Raw genomic sequence first — 18,172 nt, forward strand, 5'->3', positions numbered from 1 at the left:
GAGGGTGCGCGGATTGAAAAATCAACATGGGGATGATCGGTTTCGACAGCGGATGTCGAAGCAGGGGAAGCGTGTCGAGGAAGCGGCAATGATCTCGTTAACCACGCGCCGAAACCAATAATCGCCAACACCAAGCGCGATTCCTTCGCCCTCGCTGCCTAAGTAGCGACTTGCGAAGTGTCAGCCCGGGGCTGTTCCCGACCCGGATCCTGGCATCAGCTAGGGAACTAAACCTTGATCCCGGTCACGGGGTGAAGAGGGAAATCAAACAGTGACTGAGCCCGTTCCGGACTTGTCTGGGTGATCCGGAGGGCCGAGAAACTCGTACCAGACTGCACACGGAGAAGCCCTGATTCCGCACCGTTGGACGCGGGTTCGATTCCCGCCATCTCCACCGAGAGCCCGAGGGGACCTGTCCCGCTCGGACACCTCATCCCATGTGGGCGAAGGCCCGGTGGTCCCAGGACCGCCGGGCCTTCGTCATGCCCGCCTCCGGCCCCCTTGTGGGCTTGGTCTGGACCTGACACCCTTCGGTCGCCGCCCCCCACGCCACGGCATCCCCGGAGGTACGTATGCGCCACAAGGGACTCCTCGCGGTCCTGCTCATGCTCCTCGCCCTCCTCGTTCCCACCGCGGGGCCGGCCACCGCCGCCTCGCCCGTCCAGGTCTACGGCGCCTGGCACTGCGGGGACGACTACTGCACCTGGTCCACCGTGCGCGACGTCGCCGAGTTCGACGCCAGGAACCACTGGCTGATCGACCGCGGCGACGGGCGGCCGTCGGTCAACCTGGTCGTCCTCAGCTTCGTCGAGCCCCTCAAGCTGCTGCACCGCACCAACGACGCCGGCACCGCGAACGGCGTGCCCGTCGGCATGAGCCGGGAGATCGTCCAGTACTTCACCTCGCACGGCGTCCGCGTGATGCTCTCCATCGGCGGCATCACCTACACCGACGAGTGGGACGCGGCCCTCGCCGAGAACGCCGGTCAGCTCGGGCGGAACGCGGCGGCCGTCGCCACCGACCTCGGCGTCGGCATCGAGATCGACTACGAGCAGAACACCGCCCCGAACCTGGCCGGACTGCAGGCCTTCATCGACGCCTACCGGTCCGTCCACCCGTACGACGCCACCGGCGCGGACCCGGCCGCGCGGCTCACCATCGACACCGCCGCCGGTGACCGCTGGCTGATCGACGTCAACCGCAAGGCGACGGCCGACTGGCTCCGTACGGACCGGCCGGTGCTCGACTACGCCAACGCGATGGTGACCGCCCGCCCCGCCTCGGCGAGCACCCACATCGCCAACTGGCAGGAGCACCTCGACGGCAAGTCCCAGTACTCCCCGCCGGTCGCGCCGCTCGCCCCCGCCAAGTTCACCGCGGGGCTCTACATCGCCTACGGGCGCAGTCCGCTGCCCGAGTGCACCGACTACGCGAACTCGCTGCAGAAGGCGACGGCGGACTGGGTGCGGAACGCGGCGCCGAACGGCGCCGGGACGTCGGCGGGACTGCTCGGGTACATGTTCTGGGCGGCGGAGAAGCCTTCCACCCGGGGGCTGGGGACCCAGGAGCCGGACGGCTGTGAGGGCGGCGTCGGGAGCGGGGCGACCGCGCTCGGGGCGCAGGTGCCGATGGGGCCGCTGCGGCAGAGCTGATCAGCGGCGTGCGCGGCGGCCCGTGCCGGTCGCCGCGCACACCGCGAGAGCCAGCGCCGCCGCCGCGGGTGGGACCAGGAAGCCGTACGTCGGGGCCGGGGCGTGCTCGGCGAGCCAGCCGCCGGTGGCGGAGCCCGCGGCGACGCCGCCGAGGAGGGCGGTCACCGCGAGGGTCAGGCCCTCGTTGAGCTGGGACGGCGGGGTGAGGCGCTGGACCAGGGCCATGCCGGTGAGCATCGTCGGGGCGATCGCCGCCCCCGCCGCCAGGAGGGCGCCCGCCAGGGCGAGCAGCGAGCCGGTGAGGGCGGCCGGCAGGGGGAGGGCCATCAGGGCGGCCATCACCCCGAGGCAGCTCGCGAGCCCGGCCGAGCGGCGGGCGTGGCCGTACACCAGGCCGGCCGCGCAGGAGCCCGCGGCCTGGAGGGCCAGGACGGGGCCGGCGGCCGGGCCGTCCACGTACGCGAGGGTGACCACCTCCATCGCACCGAAGACCGCGCCCGCGGCGAGGAAGACCGCGAGCAGCGCCGGCATGCCGGGGGCGCGCAGCGGGGAGCCGGCCGAGGTGCGCGGGGCGACCGGGGGCTCGGTGGCGCGCTGCGCGGCGAAGATCAGCATGCCGGTGAGGAAGAAGGCGGCGGCGACCAGCGTGCCGGCCTCCGGGAACAGGGCCGAGCAGAGGAACGCGGCCAGGACCGGGCCGAGCATGAAGCACAGCTCGTCGGCGGCCTGTTCGAAGGCGTTGGCGGTGTGCCGTGCGTCCGGGTCGTCCCGCAGGAGGTGGGCCCAGCGGGCGCGGGACATGCCGCCGGTGTTCGGGGCGGTCGCGGTGGTCATGGTGGCCGCGAAGAGGGTCCAGACGGGGGCGTGGGCGTGCGCGCAGAGCAGCAGCGTCAGCTGGCCGAGGACCGCCCAGACGGTCGCGGGCACCGCGACGCGGGCCTGTCCGTGGCGGTCGACGAGCCGGGCGATCCACGGCGCGGTGAGCGCGCCGACCACCAGGCCCGCCGCGCTGACGGCGCCGGCGAGGGCGTAGGAGCCGTAGACCCCGGCGATCATGACGACGGAGCTGACGCCGAACATGCCCGCGGGCAGCCGGCCGAGCAGATTGCCGAGGGTGAAGGCCCGGGCGCCGGGGATCGTGAAGAGCCGGAGGTAGGGGTTGGCGGGGGAGCGGGCCTCGGCACGGCCGGCTTCCAGGGCATGGCCGGCCTCGGCGGCCCGGTGGGCGGCGGGGAGTTCGTAGCGGGGGGCCAGGGCGGGGCCCGTGGGGGTGAGGATCAGGTCCGGGTGGGGCATGGAGCAAGCGTCCGGGGGCGCGCCCCCGGCGGTCCAACACCTATTCGGTGGTGATTCACGCACCTGCGTTGTTAGATACCGGCCGTGGCCTCCTCGTACGACCTCGACCCCCGTCTCCTGCGCGCCTTCGTCGCCGTCGCGGCGGAACTGCACTTCACCCGCGCCGCCGGACGTCTCTTCGTCGCCCAGCAGGCGCTCAGCCGGGACATCCGGCGGCTCGAACGGGAGCTGGGCGCCGAGCTGTTCGTGCGCACCACCCGGCAGGTCGCGCTGACCCCGGACGGCGAGCGGCTCGTGCCGTACGCGCACGCGGTGCTCGCCGCGCACGACGAGCTCGCGGAGGCCTTCCGCGCCGAGCCGCGCCCGCTGCTCGTCGACCTCAACAGCGCGGGCCTCGGTCACGAGCGCGTCGTGCACCGCGCGCGCGAACTCGCCCCGGAACTGGAGCTGATGGCCCGCTACGAGAGCGGCCTGACCGGCGCCGTCCAGGAGATCCTCGCCGGGCGGCTGGACGCCTCCTTCGGACGCTACGGCGGGCTCGCGCCCGGCCTGCGGGCCCGTCTGGAGGCGCAGTTCGTGCGGTACGAGCCGATGGCCGTGCTGCTGCCCGAGAGCGACCCGCTCGCGGAGCTGGCCGAGGTCCCGCTCGGTGCCCTCGCCGGCCGTGCCGTCTACGCGGGCGCCGGCAACGACCGCACGCCCGAGTGGACCGAGCTCGCCGCCGGGCTCTTCGCCGGGCACGGCATCCGCGTCGCCCCGCCCGCGCCGCTCGTCGTCGGCAAGGAGGAGTTCCGCCGGGTCATGGCCAAGGCTCCGACGCCGGTGCTGGCGGTGGTCGACTTCCCGCCGATGCCCGGGAGCGTCCTGCGGCCCCTCGTCGACCCCGTGCCGCTGTCGCCCGTGAGTCTGGTCTGGCGCAAGGGGTTGCGGCATCCTGGCCTCGACGCCCTGCGCCGGGCCGCCGCCGAGCTGTCCGCAAAGGAGGGCTGGTACGAGCGCCCGGCCGGTTCCTGGCTGCCGGAGGGGGAGGTGCTGGGGGCGCTCACAGCATCCGCGAGCGCCGGGTGAGAGCAAGGTTCCGCACCCGTCACCTCCCGCCACCGTCCTGAAACGCGGCCTTTCTAGCGTCGCCGGAAAGACATACGACACCGTGGAGGTACGACATGGGCGGCCGGTGGATCGAACGGTGGGAGCCGGAGGACGAGACGTTCTGGCGCGAGGGAGGAGAACGGATCGCGCGCCGGAACCTGTGGTTCTCGGTGCTCGCGGAGCACATCGGCTTCTCCATCTGGACCCTGTGGTCCGTCATGGTGCTGTTCATGGGGCCCCAGTACGGCGTCGACCCGGCGGGCAAGTTCTTCCTGATCGCGACCGCCACCCTCGTCGGCGCGTTCATCCGGGTCCCGTACACCTTCGCCGTCGCCCGCTTCGGCGGCCGTAACTGGACCGTCCTCAGCGCGCTGCTGCTCCTGCTGCCGACCGGCCTCGCCTACGCGGTGATGGAGCCGGGCACCTCGTACGGCACGTTCCTGCTGGTCGCCGCCCTCACGGGGGTCGGCGGCGGCAACTTCGCCTCCTCCATGACCAACATCAACGCCTTCTTCCCGCTGCGGAAGAAGGGCTGGGCGCTGGGTCTGAACGCGGGCGGCGGCAACATCGGCGTCCCCGTCGTGCAGCTCGTCGGTCTCCTGGTCATCGGCACCGCCGGCGCCCTGCACCCGAGGATCGTCCTCGGCGTCTACCTGCCGCTGATCGTCGTCGCCGCCGTGTGCGCCGCGCTGTTCATGGACAACCTGGCGCCGGTCAGGAACGACACCGGGGCGGTCAAGGAGGCCGTGCGGGCCCGCCACACCTGGATCATGGCCTTCCTCTACATCGGCACCTTCGGGTCCTTCATCGGCTACAGCTTCGCCTTCGGCCTGGTCCTGCAGACCCAGTTCGGGCGCACCCCGCTGCAGGCCGCCTCGCTGACCTTCGTCGGCCCGCTGATCGGGTCGCTCGTCCGGCCGGTCGGCGGCGCGCTCGCCGACCGGTACGGCGGTGCCCGCATCACCCTGGCCACCTTCGCCGCGATGAGCGCCGCCGCCGGAGTCGTCCTCTACGCCTCCGTCGCCGCGTCCCTGGCCGTCTTCCTCGTGGGCTTCATCGCGCTCTTCGCGCTCAGCGGCCTCGGCAACGGCTCCACGTACAAGATGATCCCGGCGATCTTCCTGACCCAGGGGCACCGCAAGGGCCTGTCGGGCGAGGTGGCGGAGGCGTACGGGCGGCGGCTCTCCGGCGCCTCCATGGGGCTCATCGGCGCGGTCGGCGCGCTCGGCGGCCTCGGCATCAACCTCGCCTTCCGCCAGTCCTTCCTGACGGTCGGCTCCGGCACCGGCGCCTTCGTCGCCTTCCTCGCCTTCTACGCCGCGTGCATGGTGGTCACGTGGGCGGTATACCTTCGCCGGCCCGCCGCCCTGGCGCCCGTCCCCGACACCGCCGCCGGTGCCGAGCCGACGGAGGCCGGGACGCGCGAGGCCGCCGAGGTATGAGCCGGGCGCCGGGACACGAGCCGAGGGATGCGTCACAGTGGCCCGGCACGGCCGTAACGACCAGGAAATACGCGTGAACCGATACCGACACGCGGCCCCGGCACCCTCGGCCGACAGGGACGAGGACGACAGGGGCGAGCGCGACATGGACGAGCAGCGGGAACAGGGCCCCCTGGCGGGCTTCACCGTCGGGGTCACGGCGGCACGGCGAGCGGACGAGCTGATCGCGCTGCTGCGCCGCCGGGGCGCCGGCGTCGTCCACGGCCCCGCGCTGCGGATCGTGCCGCTCGCCGACGACACCGAACTCCTCGCCGCCACCAAGGACCTGATCGACCATGTGCCGGACGTCGTCGTCGCCACCACGGCGATCGGCTTCCGGGGCTGGGTCGAGGCGGCCGACGGCTGGGGCTTCGGCGAGCAGCTCCTCGACCGGCTCCGCGGGGTGGAACTCCTCGCCCGCGGGCCCAAGGTGAAGGGCGCGGTGCGGGCGGCCGGACTCACCGAGACCTGGTCGCCGTCGTCCGAGTCGATGGCCGAGGTCCTCGACCGGCTCCTCGAGGAGGGCGTCGCCGGCCGGCGGATCGCCCTCCAGCTGCACGGGGAGCCGCTGCCCGGCTTCGTGGAGGCGCTCACGGCGGGCGGGGCGGAGGTCGTGCCCGTCCCCGTCTACCGCTGGATGCCGCCCGAGGACCTCGGCCCGCTCGACCGGCTGCTCGACGCGACGGTGGCCCGCGCGCTGGACGCGGTGACCTTCACCAGCGCTCCGGCCGCGGCCTCGCTCCTGGACCGGGCGCGTGAACGAGGGCTGCTCGACGAGCTGTTGGCGGCGCTGCGGCACGACGTGCTCGCGGTGTGCGTGGGCCCGGTGACGGCGCTGCCGCTGCAGGCCCTCGCCGTCGACACCCACCAGCCCGAACGCTTCCGGCTCGGCCCGCTCGTGCAGCTGCTCTGCCAGGAGCTGCCCGCCCGGGCCCGGGTGCTGCCGGTCGCCGGACACCGGATCGAGATCCGCGGCCACGCGGTCCTGGTCGACGCCGCCCTGCGCCCGGTCCCGCCGGCCGGCATGGCCCTCCTGGGCCTGCTGGCCCGCCGCCCGGGCTGGGTCGTGGCCCGTTCGGAGCTCCTCCGCGCCCTTCCGGGCGCGGGCCGCGACGAGCACGCGGTGGAGACGGCGATGGCCCGGCTGCGGACGGCGCTCGGCACCCCGAAGCTGATCCAGACGGTGGTGAAGCGTGGCTACCGGCTCGCACTCGACCCGGTGGCGGACACCAAGTACGGGGACGCCGACGAGGCCGGCCGACCGGTCTCCTAGGCGGGCGTCGTCGTACCGCGGCGGCTCCCGGTGTACGCGGCGTCGTGCCCGTTCCGCCGGCCCCGGGCGTGCACGGCCAGGGCGCGCAGCAGGCAGCCGAAGCCGGCCAGGGTGAGGGCCGCGCGGACCAGGTTCCAGGCCACCCAGGGACCCTCGAAGGCGGCGCGGGCCCGCACCGGGTCGGCGGCCGCGGCGAGGGCGTCGTTGAGGGGGACGTTCGCCGCGGAGGTGACGACGAGGACGGCCGCGTAGAGGGCGAGCGCGGCCCAGGTCCACCCGCGGGCGGGCCCGGCGCGGTGCTGCCGGGCGGCCACCGCCGTGAGGAGCAGCGCCCCGAAGAACGGGGTGAAGAAGACCGGGTTCTGGATCACGTCGTTGATGTTCCGCATCACCTCGACGTAGACCCGGTCGTCGCTGCGCGCGAGCGCCGGCATCACCGAGCACGCGTACGCGAACCAGATCCCGGCGACCAGCCCGGTCGCCGCCGTCGCCGTGCCGAGGACCGCCCCGGCGCCCTGTCCGTTCCTGCTCTTCTGCGTCATGCGCCCATTCAAGGGGCGGCGGCCGGGGCGGGGACATCGTCGCGCGTCGCAGGGGCATACGCGGGCGTCTACGGGACGCGGGCCCGCAGCATCGGGGCCCGGGGGTGGGACTTCCCGGGCCCGGGTCGGAAGATCATGATGATCAGGCGGGAGCCCGGCGCCGTCAGGGGCTGGGCGGCGCAGATGGTGACGTGGCCCGGGCCCAGGAGGGCGTGGCGGAGCGGGCGCTCGTCGCCGTCCGGGTGGATCGGGGCCCCGCCGGCCTCCCACAGCGGGCCGAGGTCGGGGTCGGCGCGGACCTCCCGCTCGATGCCGCGCAGGGTCTCGTCCTCGTGGCGCACGGCCAGGGCCGCGCGCAGCTGGGGGAGGACCAGCGGGGCCCACACGGTGCGCCAGTCGGTGATCGTGGTGTCGCGGGCCTCCTTGTCCAGGAGCATCCAGCGCATCGTGTTCGCGGGGGCGCGGCCGCCCGGGTACAGGTCGGCGAAGTGCCGGTTGTACGCGATCAGGTTCCAGGAGGCGTCGGTCACGTACGCCATGTGGCCGATGCCGTCGACGGCCTCCTGCCACGCGCCCGGGATCTCCAGGCCGGAGGAGGCGTGCAGCGGTCCGGGCGGGTCGCCGATCCCGGCGTAGCGGCAGAGCAGCACCCATTCCTGCTCGTTGAGGCCGAAGAGGCGGGCGACCTGCCGCAGGTAGTCGACCGGCGGGTTCGGGTAGCGGCCGGTCTCCAGGCGGTTGTACGTGTCGACCGCGCGGCAGGTGAGCTCGTCGACCTGGTGCTGGGACAGCCCGCGGGCGCGCCGGCCGCGGCCGGTCGGCCGGGACAGGCCGTGCGTCTCGGGTGCGATCAGTTCGCGGCGCTCCCTGAGGAGGGCCCGAAGCGCCGTCTTGTTCACCGCACCCCCCGATAAGTCCGTGTGTGAATTGGTAGGAAAAACGGTCCGTAGATAATAAACAGTTGAACGTTAATGCTGTGGGGGCCCCGTGCTGACCTGCACGGACGCACCCGGACAACCGGACGGCCCTCCCCCGAGCGGTCCGGTTTCCGGTCGGCCCGGGCGGCTCCCCCGTACGCCCGGGCCGACCCGTTCCGGCGTGCCGCCGGCCGCCGCCGCGGGTCCGCCCGAAGTACCCCTAGCCACCCGCCCCGTCCGTGGGCACTCTGGTCGAGACGTTCCCGGACCAGGGGGTGGCAGGAGCATGACAGTGCGGTTCGACTCCGGACGCGTCTGCCTGGACCTCGCCGCCGAGCCCCTCGACCACCCCGAGGCCCTCGCCCGCCTCCTCCGCACCACCGGCCTCGTCCCGCCCGGCACCCGGCTGCGCGCCCTCGACGCGCGCTGGCTCGCCGCCTTCCGGGAACTGCGCGACTGCGTCGCCGAGCTCGTCGGCGCCCAGGTCGAGGGCCGGCCCGCCCGGCCCACCGCCCTGGAACTGCTCAACGCCCTCGCCGCCGCCTCCGCGCCGCCCGCGCCCCGGGCCGTACGCACCCGGTCCGGTGCCCTCGTCCGCACCCTGAGCGGCGAGCCCGACTGCCGGGCCCTGCTCGCCGCGGTCGCCCGCGACGCCGTCGACCTGCTCACCGATCCCGCCGCCCGCGCCCTGCTGCGCCGCTGCGAGGGGCCCGGCTGCCGGCGCTGCTACCTCGACACCTCCCGCGGCCGGCGCCGGCGCTGGTGCTCCAGCGAGGTCTGCGGCAACCGGGCCCGGGTCGCCCGGCACCGCGCGGCCCACCCGCGGCCCGCTCGCCACCAGGCCTGACACGGCACCAGGCCTGACACGGCACCCCCCGGTGGCGTAGCCTCGAAGGCTGCCCAGTGCACGTGAGAAGGGGGCCCGGTGGCCGCGCAGGAAGCCGTCGACACGGTCAGAGACCGCGAGATCGGTGTCGAACAGGAACATCTGGATCGGGTCTACCGGCGTCTCGAGGAGAAGATCCACGAGGCCGAGTTCCTGATGAACGACGCCGCCCAGCGGGGCCAGGTCGGCACACCCGGCGCCCTCGCCGAGCGCGACGCCCAGGTCTTCCGGGCCGGAATCCACCTCAACCGGCTCAACAACGAGTTCGAGGACTTCCTCTTCGGGCGGATCGACCTGCTCTTCGGCAAGGACGGCAAGAAGGGGCCCGACGGCGCCTACACCTCCGTCGAGCCCGCCGAGGACGCCGTACGCGCCGACGGCACGGCGGACATCGGCGAGACCCTGCACATCGGCCGCATCGGCGTCCTCGACGCCGACTACGCCCCGCTCGTCATCGACTGGCGCGCCCCCGCGGCCGCCCCCTTCTACCGCTCCACCCCCGTCGACCCCGGCCGGGTCGTGCGCCGCCGCGTCATCCGCTCCAAGGGCCGCCAGGTCCTCGGCGTCGAGGACGACCTCATGCGCCCCGAGCTCCAGGCCACCCTCGACGGCCGGCCGCTCCCCGTCATCGGCGACGGCGCCCTCATGGCCGCGCTCGGCCAGGCCCGCGGCCACACCATGCGCGACATCGTCGCCTCCATCCAGGCCGAGCAGGACCTGGTCATCCGCGCCCCCGCCGCCTCCGTCACCTACGTCGAGGGCGGGCCGGGCACCGGCAAGACCGCCGTCGCGCTGCACCGCGCCGCGTACCTGCTCTACCAGGACCGGCGCCGCTACTCCGGCGGCATCCTCATCGTCTCGCCGACCCCGCTGCTCGTCTCGTACACCGAGGGCGTGCTCCCCTCGCTGGGCGAGGAGGGCCAGGTGGCCATCCGGGCCCTCGGCTCGCTGGTCGACGGCGCCGAGGCCGACGCCTACGACGAGCCCGCCGTCGCCCGGGTCAAGGGTTCCTCCCGGATGGTCGCCGTGCTGCGCAAGGCCGCCCGCGGCGCCCTGGAGACCCCCGCGCCCAAGCCGGCCGGGGGACAGGGCGGCGGACAGCTCGCGCTGGGCGAGGACGAGGCCCCGCAGGCCCCGGCCGGCACCCCGACCCTGCTCCGCGTCGTCGCCTTCGGCCGCCGCCTGGAGCTCGGCGCCGACGAGCTCCGGCGCATCCGGCACAACGTCCTCGGCGGCACCGCGCCCGTCAACCTGCTCCGTCCGCGCGCCCGCCGGCTGCTGCTCGACGCGCTGTACGCCAAGTCCGGCGCGGCCGGCCGGCACAGCGACCCCGAGCTCGCCGCCGAACTGCGCTCCTCCTTCGACGAGGACGTGTCCACCGAGGACTCCTTCCTCGGCTTCCTGGACGCCTGGTGGCCGGAACTCACCCCGCGTCAGGTCCTCGACGCCATGGGCGACGAGAAGCGGCTCGGCCGCTGGGCCCGCCGGATCCTCAACCCCGGCGAGGTGCGCCGGCTCGCCCGCTCGCTGCGCCGCCCCGGCCTCTCCGTGCACGACGTGGCCCTCCTCGACGAGCTCGCCATGCTCCTCGGCACGCCGTCCCGGCCGCGCAAGAAGCGCGAGTACGACCCGCTGGACCAGCTCACCGGCCTGGAGGAGCTGATGCCGGTACGGGAGGAGACCCAGCGCGAGCGGGCCGAGCGGCTCGCGGCCGAGCGCACCGAGTACGCCCACGTCATCGTCGACGAGGCCCAGGACCTCACGCCCATGCAGTGGCGCATGGTCGGCCGGCGCGGCCGGCACGCCACCTGGACGGTCGTCGGCGACCCGGCCCAGTCCTCCTGGTCCGACCCGGACGAGGCCGCCGAGGCCCGCGACGAGGCCCTCGGCACCCGCCCGCGGCGCCGCTTCGAGCTCACCGTGAACTACCGCAACCCGGCCGAGATCGCCGAGCTCGCCGCCAAGGTCCTCGCGCTCGCGATGCCCGGCAAGGAGTCCCCGAAGGCGGTCCGCTCGACGGGTGTCGAGCCCCGGTTCGTACCGGTGGGGGAGAAGGGCGAGCTGGCCGAAACCGTACGGTCGGAGGCGGAGCGGCTGCTCACCCGGGTGGACGGCACGGTGGGCGTCGTGGTCGCCATGGACCGGCGCGCGGAGGCCGCCGGCTGGCTCGCCGGGCTCGGCGACCGGGTGGTGGCCCTGGGCTCCCTGGAGGCGAAGGGCCTGGAGTACGACGCCACGGTGGTCGTCTCGCCCGCGGAGATCGCGGACGAGTCGCCGGCCGGTCTGCGGGTGCTCTACGTGGCGCTGACCCGGTCCACGCAGGCGCTGACGGTGGTCGCGGGCGACCGCGACCTGCCGGACGCGAACGGGGTGCCGGACCTGCTGCGGGACTGATTTCAAGTCAACCCGCGCCGGAGGAATCACGTGCGCGGGTGGTTTGTTAGCCTGGTCGTGGCACCGGCTCGATCCAAGCCCCCGGGCCCAACCTTCGTCCCTCAGAGGGACCACTTGCCGCGAGGCGAGCATGGCGGGTCGGTGCCGCTCACGTGTGGAGGCCCTCGTCACCTTCGGGTGACGGGGGCCTCTTCTGTTTCTCCGGTGTCTCTCGTATGGTGGAAACTACTTTCCGAAAACGAAAAGACCGTATTACCTGCTACCGGCAGGTAGGTGCGACGATCGGAGGGCGCCGCCGGGCAACCAGCCGGGCCGGCGTAGCAACGAAGCTAGGGAAAGCAGAGGAACACGGCCATGGCAACGGCGCCCAGCGTCTCGTACTCGATGACGGTCCGCCTGGAGGTGCCCGCGAGCGGCACCGCGGTCTCCCAGCTCACCACGGCCGTCGAGACCCACGGCGGCTCCGTCACGGGCCTCGACGTGACCGCCTCCGGCCACGAGAAGCTCCGTATCGACGTCACCATCGCCGCCACCTCCACGGCGCACGCCGACGAGATCGTGCAGCAGCTGAGGACGATCGAGGGCGTCGTCCTCGGCAAGGTCTCCGACCGTACGTTCCTGATGCACCTCGGCGGCAAGATCGAGATGGCGTCGAAGCACCCCATCCGCAACCGTGACGACCTGTCCATGATCTACACCCCGGGCGTCGCCCGGGTGTGCATGGCGATCGCCGAGAACCCCGAGGACGCCCGCCGCCTCACCATCAAGCGCAACTCCGTCGCGGTCGTGACCGACGGTTCCGCCGTCCTCGGCCTCGGCAACATCGGCCCCAAGGCGGCGCTGCCCGTCATGGAGGGCAAGGCCGCCCTCTTCAAGCGCTTCGCCGGCATCGACGCCTGGCCGATCTGCCTCGACACCCAGGACACCGACGCCATCGTCGAGATCGTCAAGGCCATCGCCCCCGGCTTCGCGGGCATCAACCTGGAGGACATCTCCGCGCCCCGCTGCTTCGAGATCGAGGCCCGGCTGCGCGAGGCCCTGGACATCCCGGTCTTCCACGACGACCAGCACGGCACCGCCATCGTCGTGCTCGCCGCGCTCACCAACGCGCTGCGGGTGGTCGGCAAGGGCATCGGCGACGTACGGGTCGTCATGTCCGGTGCCGGCGCCGCCGGTACGGCCATCCTCAAGCTGCTCATCGCGGCCGGCGTCAAGCACGCCGTCGTCGCCGACATCCACGGCGTCGTCCACGCGGGCCGCGAGGACCTGGTCGACGCGACGCCCGACTCGCCGCTGCGCTGGATCGCCGACAACACCAACCCGGAGGGCGTCACCGGCACCCTCAAGGAGGCCGTCGTCGGCGCCGACGTCTTCATCGGCGTCTCCGCCCCGAACGTGCTGGGCGCCGAGGACGTGGCCGCCATGGCCGAGGGCGCGATCGTGTTCGCGCTCGCGAACCCGGACCCCGAGGTCGACCCGGCGATCGCCCGTCAGACCGCCGCCGTCGTCGCCACCGGCCGCTCCGACTTCCCGAACCAGATCAACAACGTGCTGGTGTTCCCGGGTGTCTTCCGCGGTCTGCTCGACGCGCAGTCCCGCACGGTGAACACCGACATGATGCTGGCCGCCGCGAGCGCCCTCGCCGACGTCGTCACCGAGGACGAGCTCAACCCGAACTACATCATCCCGTCGGTCTTCAACGACAAGGTCGCGGGAGCCGTCGCCGGCGCCGTCCGCACCGCGGCGAAGGCCGCCGGCGCGGGCGCCAACGACGGTGCCGGCTCGCTCCTCTGACGGACGGGACGGCGGGCGCCCCGGCGGGCGCCCTGGCGGTCCGCGGCGCGTGTCGCGGGTCGCCGCACCCGAAACCCGCCTTTAGGGTGGTAGTCCGGCTCCGCACGGTTCGTGTGGAGTCGACGCTACGTCACCACCACGGGGCACTGGCGCTTTTCGTGTGACCCCAGAGGGTGCCGGATTGGCGTTCCCGCCGCTGGTGGGGGCAGGATGCGTCTGGGCGCGAGGGTCTGTCACCAGACCCGGGTCCGGGCACTGTCCGAGGGCCCTGGCAGCATCGGCTTCGCAGTGCCCATCATGCGGCTCCGCCGCGTGGCCCGCCTCACAGGCAACCCGCCTCACAGGCAAGAAGAAACACGGGAGTAACGAAATGAACCGCAGTGAGCTGGTGGCCGCCCTGGCCGACCGCGCCGAGGTGACCCGCAAGGACGCCGACGCCGTTCTGGCCGCGCTCGCCGAGACCGTCGGTGAGGTCGTCGCCAAGGGCGACGAGAAGGTCACCATCCCCGGCTTCCTGACCTTCGAGCGCACCCACCGTGCCGCTCGCACCGCGCGCAACCCGCAGACCGGCGACCCGATCAACATCCCGGCCGGCTACAGCGTGAAGGTCTCCGCGGGCTCGAAGCTCAAGGAAGCCGCCAAGGGCAAGTAAGGGCCTGCAGGCAGCGCGCTGAGGCCGCCCAGGCGGCCTGAGGCAAGCGGAGAGGGCGGCCACCCTGTCTGGGGGTGGCCGCCCTCTCGTATGCCCTCAGAGGCGCCCGCAGGCCGCTCAGACCAGCGCGCTGCCCGGGAGCTCGACCTTGGCGCCGAGCTCGACGAGCTTCTCCATGAAGTTCTCGTAGCCGCGGTTGATCAGGTCGATGCCGTGCACACGGCTCGTGCCCTGGGCCGCGAGGGCGGCGATCAGGTACGAGAAGCCGCCGCGGAGGTCCGGGATGACCAGGTCGGCGCCCTGCAGCTTGGTCGGGCCGCTGACGACCGCCGAGTGCAGGAAGTTGCGCTGGCCGAAGCGGCAGTCCGAGCCGCCCAGGCACTCGCGGTACAGCTGGATGTGGGCACCCATCTGGTTGAGCGCGGACGTGAAGCCGAGCCGCGACTCGTACACCGTCTCGTGCACGATGGACAGGCCCGCGGCCTGGGTCAGGGCGACCACCAGCGGCTGCTGCCAGTCGGTCTGGAAGCCGGGGTGCACGTCCGTCTCCAGGGCGATCGCGTTGAGCGAGCCGCCCGGGTGCCAGAAGCGGATGCCCTCGTCGTCGATCTCGAAGGCGCCGCCGACCTTCCGGTACGTGTTGAGGAAGGTCATCATCGAGCGCTGCTGCGCGCCGCGCACGTAGATGTCGCCCTCGGTGGCGAGTGCCGCCGACGCCCAGGAGGCCGCCTCCAGGCGGTCGGAGAGGGCATGGTGGTTGTAGCCGCCGAGCTTGTCGACACCGGTGATCCGGATGGTCCGGTCGGTGTCCATGGCGATGATCGCGCCCATCTTCTGCAGCACGCAGATGAGGTCCTCGATCTCGGGCTCCACGGCCGCGTTGGACAGCTCGGTGACGCCCTCGGCGAGCACCGCGGTGAGCAGCACCTGCTCGGTCGCGCCCACGGAGGGGTACGGGAGGCGGATCTTGGTGCCGCGCAGCCGCTGCGGGGCCTCCAGGTACTGCCCGTCCGCCCGCTTCTCGATCGTCGCGCCGAACTTGCGCAGCACGTCGAAGTGGAAGTCGATCGGCCGGCCGCCGATGTCGCAGCCGCCCAGGCCCGGGATGAAGGCGTGGCCGAGGCGGTGCAGCAGCGGGCCGCAGAAGAGGATCGGGATGCGGGAGGAGCCGGCGTGGGCGTCGATGTCGGCCACGTTGGCGGACTCGACGTGCGTCGGGTCCATGATCAGCTCGCCCGGCTCCTCGCCGGGGCGGACCGTCACACCGTGCAACTGGAGGAGTCCGCGGACCACGCGGACGTCACGGATGTCGGGCACATTGCGCAGCCGGCTCGGCTCGCTGCCGAGCAGGGCGGCGACCATCGCCTTGGGCACGAGGTTCTTCGCGCCGCGAACGCGGATCTCGCCCTCCAGCGGGGTGCCGCCGTGGACAAGCAGGACATCGTCTGTGCCGGTCATGAATCTCGCGTTCCGGGTCGTCGGTCGGGTGGCCAGAGAAAAGGGTAAGGGGCAAGGCAACCCCACTTGGGTGGCTGAGGGTGCCTGGCGAATGTAATGAATTCGGCACAACACCCTCCGTCCCCGTGATCTTGCGGAGCGTCACCGTCCACTTGTTTCCGACGACCCGCCAGGAGCCCGGGCTGACCTGCGGTGGCGCACACCTACCCCGGACCCGCCCGTACAACCCCCCGTAATCGCCGAAGATGCGGGATCATGTGTCGCATGACCGAGGTGTCCTCGCTCACAGGGCGACTGCTGGTCGCCACGCCCGCGCTGGCGGACCCGAACTTCGACCGCGCGGTGGTCCTGCTGCTCGACCACGACGACGAGGGCTCCCTCGGCGTGGTCCTCAACAGGCCGACCCCCGTGACGGTCGGCGACATCCTCGCCCCCTGGGCCGAGCTCGCGGGCGAACCGGGGGTCGTCTTCCAGGGCGGCCCGGTCTCCCTCGACGCGGCCCTGGGCCTCGCCGTGATCCCCGGTGACGAGGGCCCGCTCGGCTGGCGCCGGGTGTACGGGGCGATCGGCCTCGTCGACCTGGAGACCCCGCCCGAACTCCTCGGCCCGGCCATCGGCGCCCTGCGCATCTTCGCCGGCTACGCGGGCTGGGGCCCCGGCCAGCTGGAGACCGAGCTGGGCGACGGCGCCTGGTACGTCGTCGAGTCCGAGCCCGGCGACGTCTCCTCCCCGCGCCCCGAGACCCTCTGGCGCCAGGTCCTCCGCCGGCAGCGCGGCGAACTCGCGATGATCGCCACGTATCCGGACGATCCCTCGCTGAACTGAGGGAGTCGGGCGGGCGTCCGCGCCCCGGGTCTTTCAGTACCCTTGGCCTCATGAGCACTCTCGAGCCCGAGCGCGGGGCAGGTACGGGAACCCTCGTCGAGCCGACGCCGCAGGTGTCCCACGGTGACGGCGACCACGAGCGCTACGCCCATTACGTCCAGAAGGACAAGATCATGGCGAGCGCCCTCGACGGCACTCCCGTGGTGGCACTGTGCGGCAAGGTCTGGGTCCCGGGGCGCGACCCCAAGAAGTACCCGGTGTGCCCCATGTGCAAGGAGATCTACGAGTCCATGGGCTCCGGTGGGGACAAGGACAAGGACAAGGGCGGCAAGGGCAAGTAGCGCCTCGCGGCGAGTAGCCCCTGGCTCCGAGCAGCGCCGCCGGCTCCCGGTAGAGCCCCTGGCCCCCGGTCGTCGGAACGGCCCCCGGTGCGTGTACCACTCCGTGGTCGCGCACCGGGGGCCTTTCGCGTTGCACGGGGTGCTTCCGGCGGTCACAGAGTGGTTGAGACCACTTGTCGTGGTGCGGGACCGCCCCTAACCTCACGCGTGTTGTGCAGTACGAAACGCTCGTTGCGTATGTTGCAACACACTCGGAGGGGAACCGCCGTGAAGCTTCCTGCCCGCCTCGCCGTACCCATCGCCCTCATCACCCTCGCCGCCTGCGCCCCGCAGACCTCCGGCGGCACCGCCACGACCGACGCGAAGACCGGCACCCTGCGCGTCTGGCTCTTCCGCGAGGTCGACAACAAGCCCAAGGAACAGGTCGTCGAGCAGGTCGTCGCCGCCTTCGAGCGGCAGCACGAGGGGGCCGACGTCGAGGTCGAGTACATCCCCGTCGACACCCGCGCCCAGCGCGTCAAGGCCGCCTTCAACGACCCGGCGTCCGCGCCCGACCTCATCGAGTACGGCAACACCGACACCGCCGGCTACGTGAAGGACGGCGGACTCGCCGACGTCACCGCCGAGTTCGGCGCCTGGCCCGACGCCGAGGACACCGACCCGACCGCCCGCGCCTCCGTCACCGTCGACGGCAAGGTCTACGGAGCCCCGCTCTTCGTCGGCGTCCGCGCGCTCTACTACCGCACCGACGTCTTGAAGGAACTCGGGCTCACCGCCCCCAAGAGCCAGGACGAACTGATCGCCACCGCCAGGAAGGTCCGCAAGGCGAGGCCCGAGCTCTACGGGCTCGCCGTCGGCGGCGCCTACACCTACGGCGCCCTGCCGTTCGTCTGGGCCCACGGCGGCGAACTCGCCACACAGGACGGGACGTCCTACCGGGCGGCGATCAACAGCGAGGCCGCCCGCGCCGGCATCGCCGCGTACGCCTCCCTCTTCGGCGACGACAACTGCCCCGCCGCCAAGTGCGCCCAGATGGGCGGCAACGCGACCGTCACCGCCTTCGCCTCCGGCAAGGCCGCCATGGCCATCGGCGGCGACTTCAGCCACGCCGCCGTCGAGGCGGGGGCCGTCAAGGGCGCCTACGCCGTCGTCCCGCTGCCCGGCGCCGCCCCCGGCACCATCGCCCCCGCCTTCGCCGGCGGCAACAACCTCGGCGTTCTCAGGAGCACCTCCCACCGCACCCTCGCCGTCGACCTGATGCGGCGGCTCGCGGGCAAGGACACCCAGGGCCGGCTCTTCGACGCCATGGGCTTCCTGCCCACCTTCACCGACGTCCGGCAGCAGGCGGCGCGGAAGGAGCCCTTCGTGAAGCCCTTCATCGACACCCTCGGCGCCGGCGCCAGGTTCGTCCCCGCCTCGCCCGCCTGGGCCCGGATCGACGCCTCGCTCGTGCTGCCGACGATGTTCCAGGAGGTCGTCAGCGGCCGGAAGGACGTCAGGACCGCCTCGGACGACGCCGCCCGCAAGATGGACGCGGCCTTCGCGGCGGCCCGCTGAGACCGGGGCCCCGCG

Annotated in this window: 15 protein-coding genes and 1 other RNA gene; 12 read left to right on the forward strand and 4 right to left on the reverse strand. The window is 72.9% G+C overall.

Translation table 11 applies throughout. The features are described from left to right. Positions 1-28 precede the first annotated feature (28 nt). Both ssrA and ACIGXE_RS00210 read left to right on the forward strand, forming a co-directional pair. Positions 29-397: a transfer-messenger RNA gene (gene ssrA, locus ACIGXE_RS00205) on the forward strand. Between the two features lie 175 nt (positions 398-572). Next, entirely contained in the window at positions 573-1,652 is a 1,080-nt protein-coding gene (locus ACIGXE_RS00210; protein WP_399740651.1) for a hypothetical protein, read from the forward strand. Here ACIGXE_RS00210 and ACIGXE_RS00215 read toward each other — a convergent pair whose 3' ends face one another. After that, the gene (locus tag ACIGXE_RS00215) at positions 1,653-2,948 is read right to left on the reverse strand and encodes an MFS transporter (RefSeq protein WP_399740654.1); all 1,296 of its coding nucleotides are present in this window, start codon (positions 2,946-2,948) and stop codon (positions 1,653-1,655) included. An 84-nt stretch (positions 2,949-3,032) separates the two neighbouring features. Between ACIGXE_RS00215 and ACIGXE_RS00220 the strand changes: the two genes are divergently transcribed. The 3 genes from ACIGXE_RS00220 to ACIGXE_RS00230 all read left to right on the forward strand — a co-directional run bounded on the left by ACIGXE_RS00220 (position 3,033) and on the right by ACIGXE_RS00230 (position 6,791). Continuing rightward, on the forward strand, positions 3,033-4,016 hold the full coding sequence (locus ACIGXE_RS00220) for a LysR family transcriptional regulator (RefSeq protein WP_399740656.1): 984 nt from the start codon (positions 3,033-3,035) through the stop codon (positions 4,014-4,016). Positions 4,017-4,111: 95 nt separating this feature from the next. Continuing rightward, complete coding sequence (locus ACIGXE_RS00225) at positions 4,112-5,479, forward strand: nitrate/nitrite transporter (protein ID WP_399740660.1); 1,368 nt, start codon at positions 4,112-4,114, stop codon at positions 5,477-5,479. A 145-nt stretch (positions 5,480-5,624) separates the two neighbouring features. After that, the gene (locus ACIGXE_RS00230) at positions 5,625-6,791 is read left to right on the forward strand and encodes a uroporphyrinogen-III synthase (protein WP_399743652.1); all 1,167 of its coding nucleotides are present in this window, start codon (positions 5,625-5,627) and stop codon (positions 6,789-6,791) included. On the opposite strand, the gene ACIGXE_RS00235 is transcribed toward ACIGXE_RS00230, so the two are convergent. Both ACIGXE_RS00235 and ACIGXE_RS00240 read right to left on the reverse strand, forming a co-directional pair. Continuing rightward, positions 6,788-7,333 carry a DUF1772 domain-containing protein gene (locus ACIGXE_RS00235; RefSeq protein WP_399740664.1) on the reverse strand — a complete coding sequence of 182 codons (546 nt, stop codon included), beginning with the start codon at positions 7,331-7,333 and terminating at the stop codon, positions 6,788-6,790. The genes ACIGXE_RS00230 and ACIGXE_RS00235 overlap by 4 nt on opposite strands. A 68-nt stretch (positions 7,334-7,401) precedes the next feature. Continuing rightward, entirely contained in the window at positions 7,402-8,232 is an 831-nt protein-coding gene (locus ACIGXE_RS00240; protein ID WP_399740667.1) for a helix-turn-helix domain-containing protein, read from the reverse strand. Between the two features lie 304 nt (positions 8,233-8,536). On the opposite strand from ACIGXE_RS00240, the gene ACIGXE_RS00245 reads away from it, so the two are divergent. From ACIGXE_RS00245 to ACIGXE_RS00260, 4 genes are all read left to right on the forward strand, one after another. Then, a complete protein-coding gene (locus tag ACIGXE_RS00245; RefSeq protein WP_399740670.1) occupies positions 8,537-9,097 on the forward strand; it encodes an ABATE domain-containing protein in 561 nt (186 codons plus the stop codon). Between the two features lie 78 nt (positions 9,098-9,175). After that, positions 9,176-11,530 carry a HelD family protein gene (locus tag ACIGXE_RS00250; protein WP_399740673.1) on the forward strand — a complete coding sequence of 785 codons (2,355 nt, stop codon included), beginning with the start codon at positions 9,176-9,178 and terminating at the stop codon, positions 11,528-11,530. Between the two features lie 354 nt (positions 11,531-11,884). After that, on the forward strand, positions 11,885-13,324 hold the full coding sequence (locus ACIGXE_RS00255) for an NAD-dependent malic enzyme (protein ID WP_399740676.1): 1,440 nt from the start codon (positions 11,885-11,887) through the stop codon (positions 13,322-13,324). A gap of 370 nt (positions 13,325-13,694) precedes the next feature. Beyond that, positions 13,695-13,976 carry an HU family DNA-binding protein gene (locus ACIGXE_RS00260; RefSeq protein ID WP_017237029.1) on the forward strand — a complete coding sequence of 94 codons (282 nt, stop codon included), beginning with the start codon at positions 13,695-13,697 and terminating at the stop codon, positions 13,974-13,976. A 117-nt stretch (positions 13,977-14,093) separates the two neighbouring features. Here the strand turns inward: ACIGXE_RS00260 and murA are convergent, their stop codons facing one another. Continuing rightward, on the reverse strand, positions 14,094-15,434 hold the full coding sequence (murA, locus tag ACIGXE_RS00265) for a UDP-N-acetylglucosamine 1-carboxyvinyltransferase (protein WP_356066994.1): 1,341 nt from the start codon (positions 15,432-15,434) through the stop codon (positions 14,094-14,096). A 264-nt stretch (positions 15,435-15,698) separates the two neighbouring features. On the opposite strand from murA, the gene ACIGXE_RS00270 reads away from it, so the two are divergent. From ACIGXE_RS00270 to ACIGXE_RS00280, 3 genes are all read left to right on the forward strand, one after another. Then, a complete protein-coding gene (locus ACIGXE_RS00270; RefSeq protein ID WP_399740680.1) occupies positions 15,699-16,259 on the forward strand; it encodes a YqgE/AlgH family protein in 561 nt (186 codons plus the stop codon). Between the two features lie 50 nt (positions 16,260-16,309). Then, a complete protein-coding gene (locus ACIGXE_RS00275) occupies positions 16,310-16,600 on the forward strand; it encodes a DUF3039 domain-containing protein (protein WP_037879418.1) in 291 nt (96 codons plus the stop codon). Between the two features lie 267 nt (positions 16,601-16,867). Further along, entirely contained in the window at positions 16,868-18,157 is a 1,290-nt protein-coding gene (locus tag ACIGXE_RS00280; protein WP_399740684.1) for an extracellular solute-binding protein, read from the forward strand. The last annotated feature ends 15 nt before the right edge of the window (positions 18,158-18,172 follow it).

The sequence above is a fragment of the Streptomyces sp. NPDC053431 genome (genome assembly GCF_044544925.1).
GTDB lineage: Bacteria > Actinomycetota > Actinomycetes > Streptomycetales > Streptomycetaceae > Streptomyces.

Excerpts from the sequence above, each read along its gene's own strand:
- ACIGXE_RS00230 (WP_399743652.1), top strand. The coding sequence starts at position 5,625 with ATGGACGAGCAGCGGGAACAGGGCCCCCTGGCGGGCTTCACCGTCGGG.
- ACIGXE_RS00235 (WP_399740664.1), bottom strand. The coding sequence starts at position 7,333 with ATGACGCAGAAGAGCAGGAACGGACAGGGCGCCGGGGCGGTCCTCGGC.
- ACIGXE_RS00270 (WP_399740680.1), top strand. The coding sequence starts at position 15,699 with ATGACCGAGGTGTCCTCGCTCACAGGGCGACTGCTGGTCGCCACGCCC.
- ACIGXE_RS00215 (WP_399740654.1), bottom strand. The coding sequence starts at position 2,948 with ATGCCCCACCCGGACCTGATCCTCACCCCCACGGGCCCCGCCCTGGCC.
- ACIGXE_RS00260 (WP_017237029.1), top strand. The coding sequence starts at position 13,695 with ATGAACCGCAGTGAGCTGGTGGCCGCCCTGGCCGACCGCGCCGAGGTG.
- ACIGXE_RS00245 (WP_399740670.1), top strand. The coding sequence starts at position 8,537 with ATGACAGTGCGGTTCGACTCCGGACGCGTCTGCCTGGACCTCGCCGCC.
- ACIGXE_RS00225 (WP_399740660.1), top strand. The coding sequence starts at position 4,112 with ATGGGCGGCCGGTGGATCGAACGGTGGGAGCCGGAGGACGAGACGTTC.
- ACIGXE_RS00210 (WP_399740651.1), top strand. The coding sequence starts at position 573 with ATGCGCCACAAGGGACTCCTCGCGGTCCTGCTCATGCTCCTCGCCCTC.
- murA (WP_356066994.1), bottom strand. The coding sequence starts at position 15,434 with ATGACCGGCACAGACGATGTCCTGCTTGTCCACGGCGGCACCCCGCTG.
- ACIGXE_RS00275 (WP_037879418.1), top strand. The coding sequence starts at position 16,310 with ATGAGCACTCTCGAGCCCGAGCGCGGGGCAGGTACGGGAACCCTCGTC.
- ACIGXE_RS00255 (WP_399740676.1), top strand. The coding sequence starts at position 11,885 with ATGGCAACGGCGCCCAGCGTCTCGTACTCGATGACGGTCCGCCTGGAG.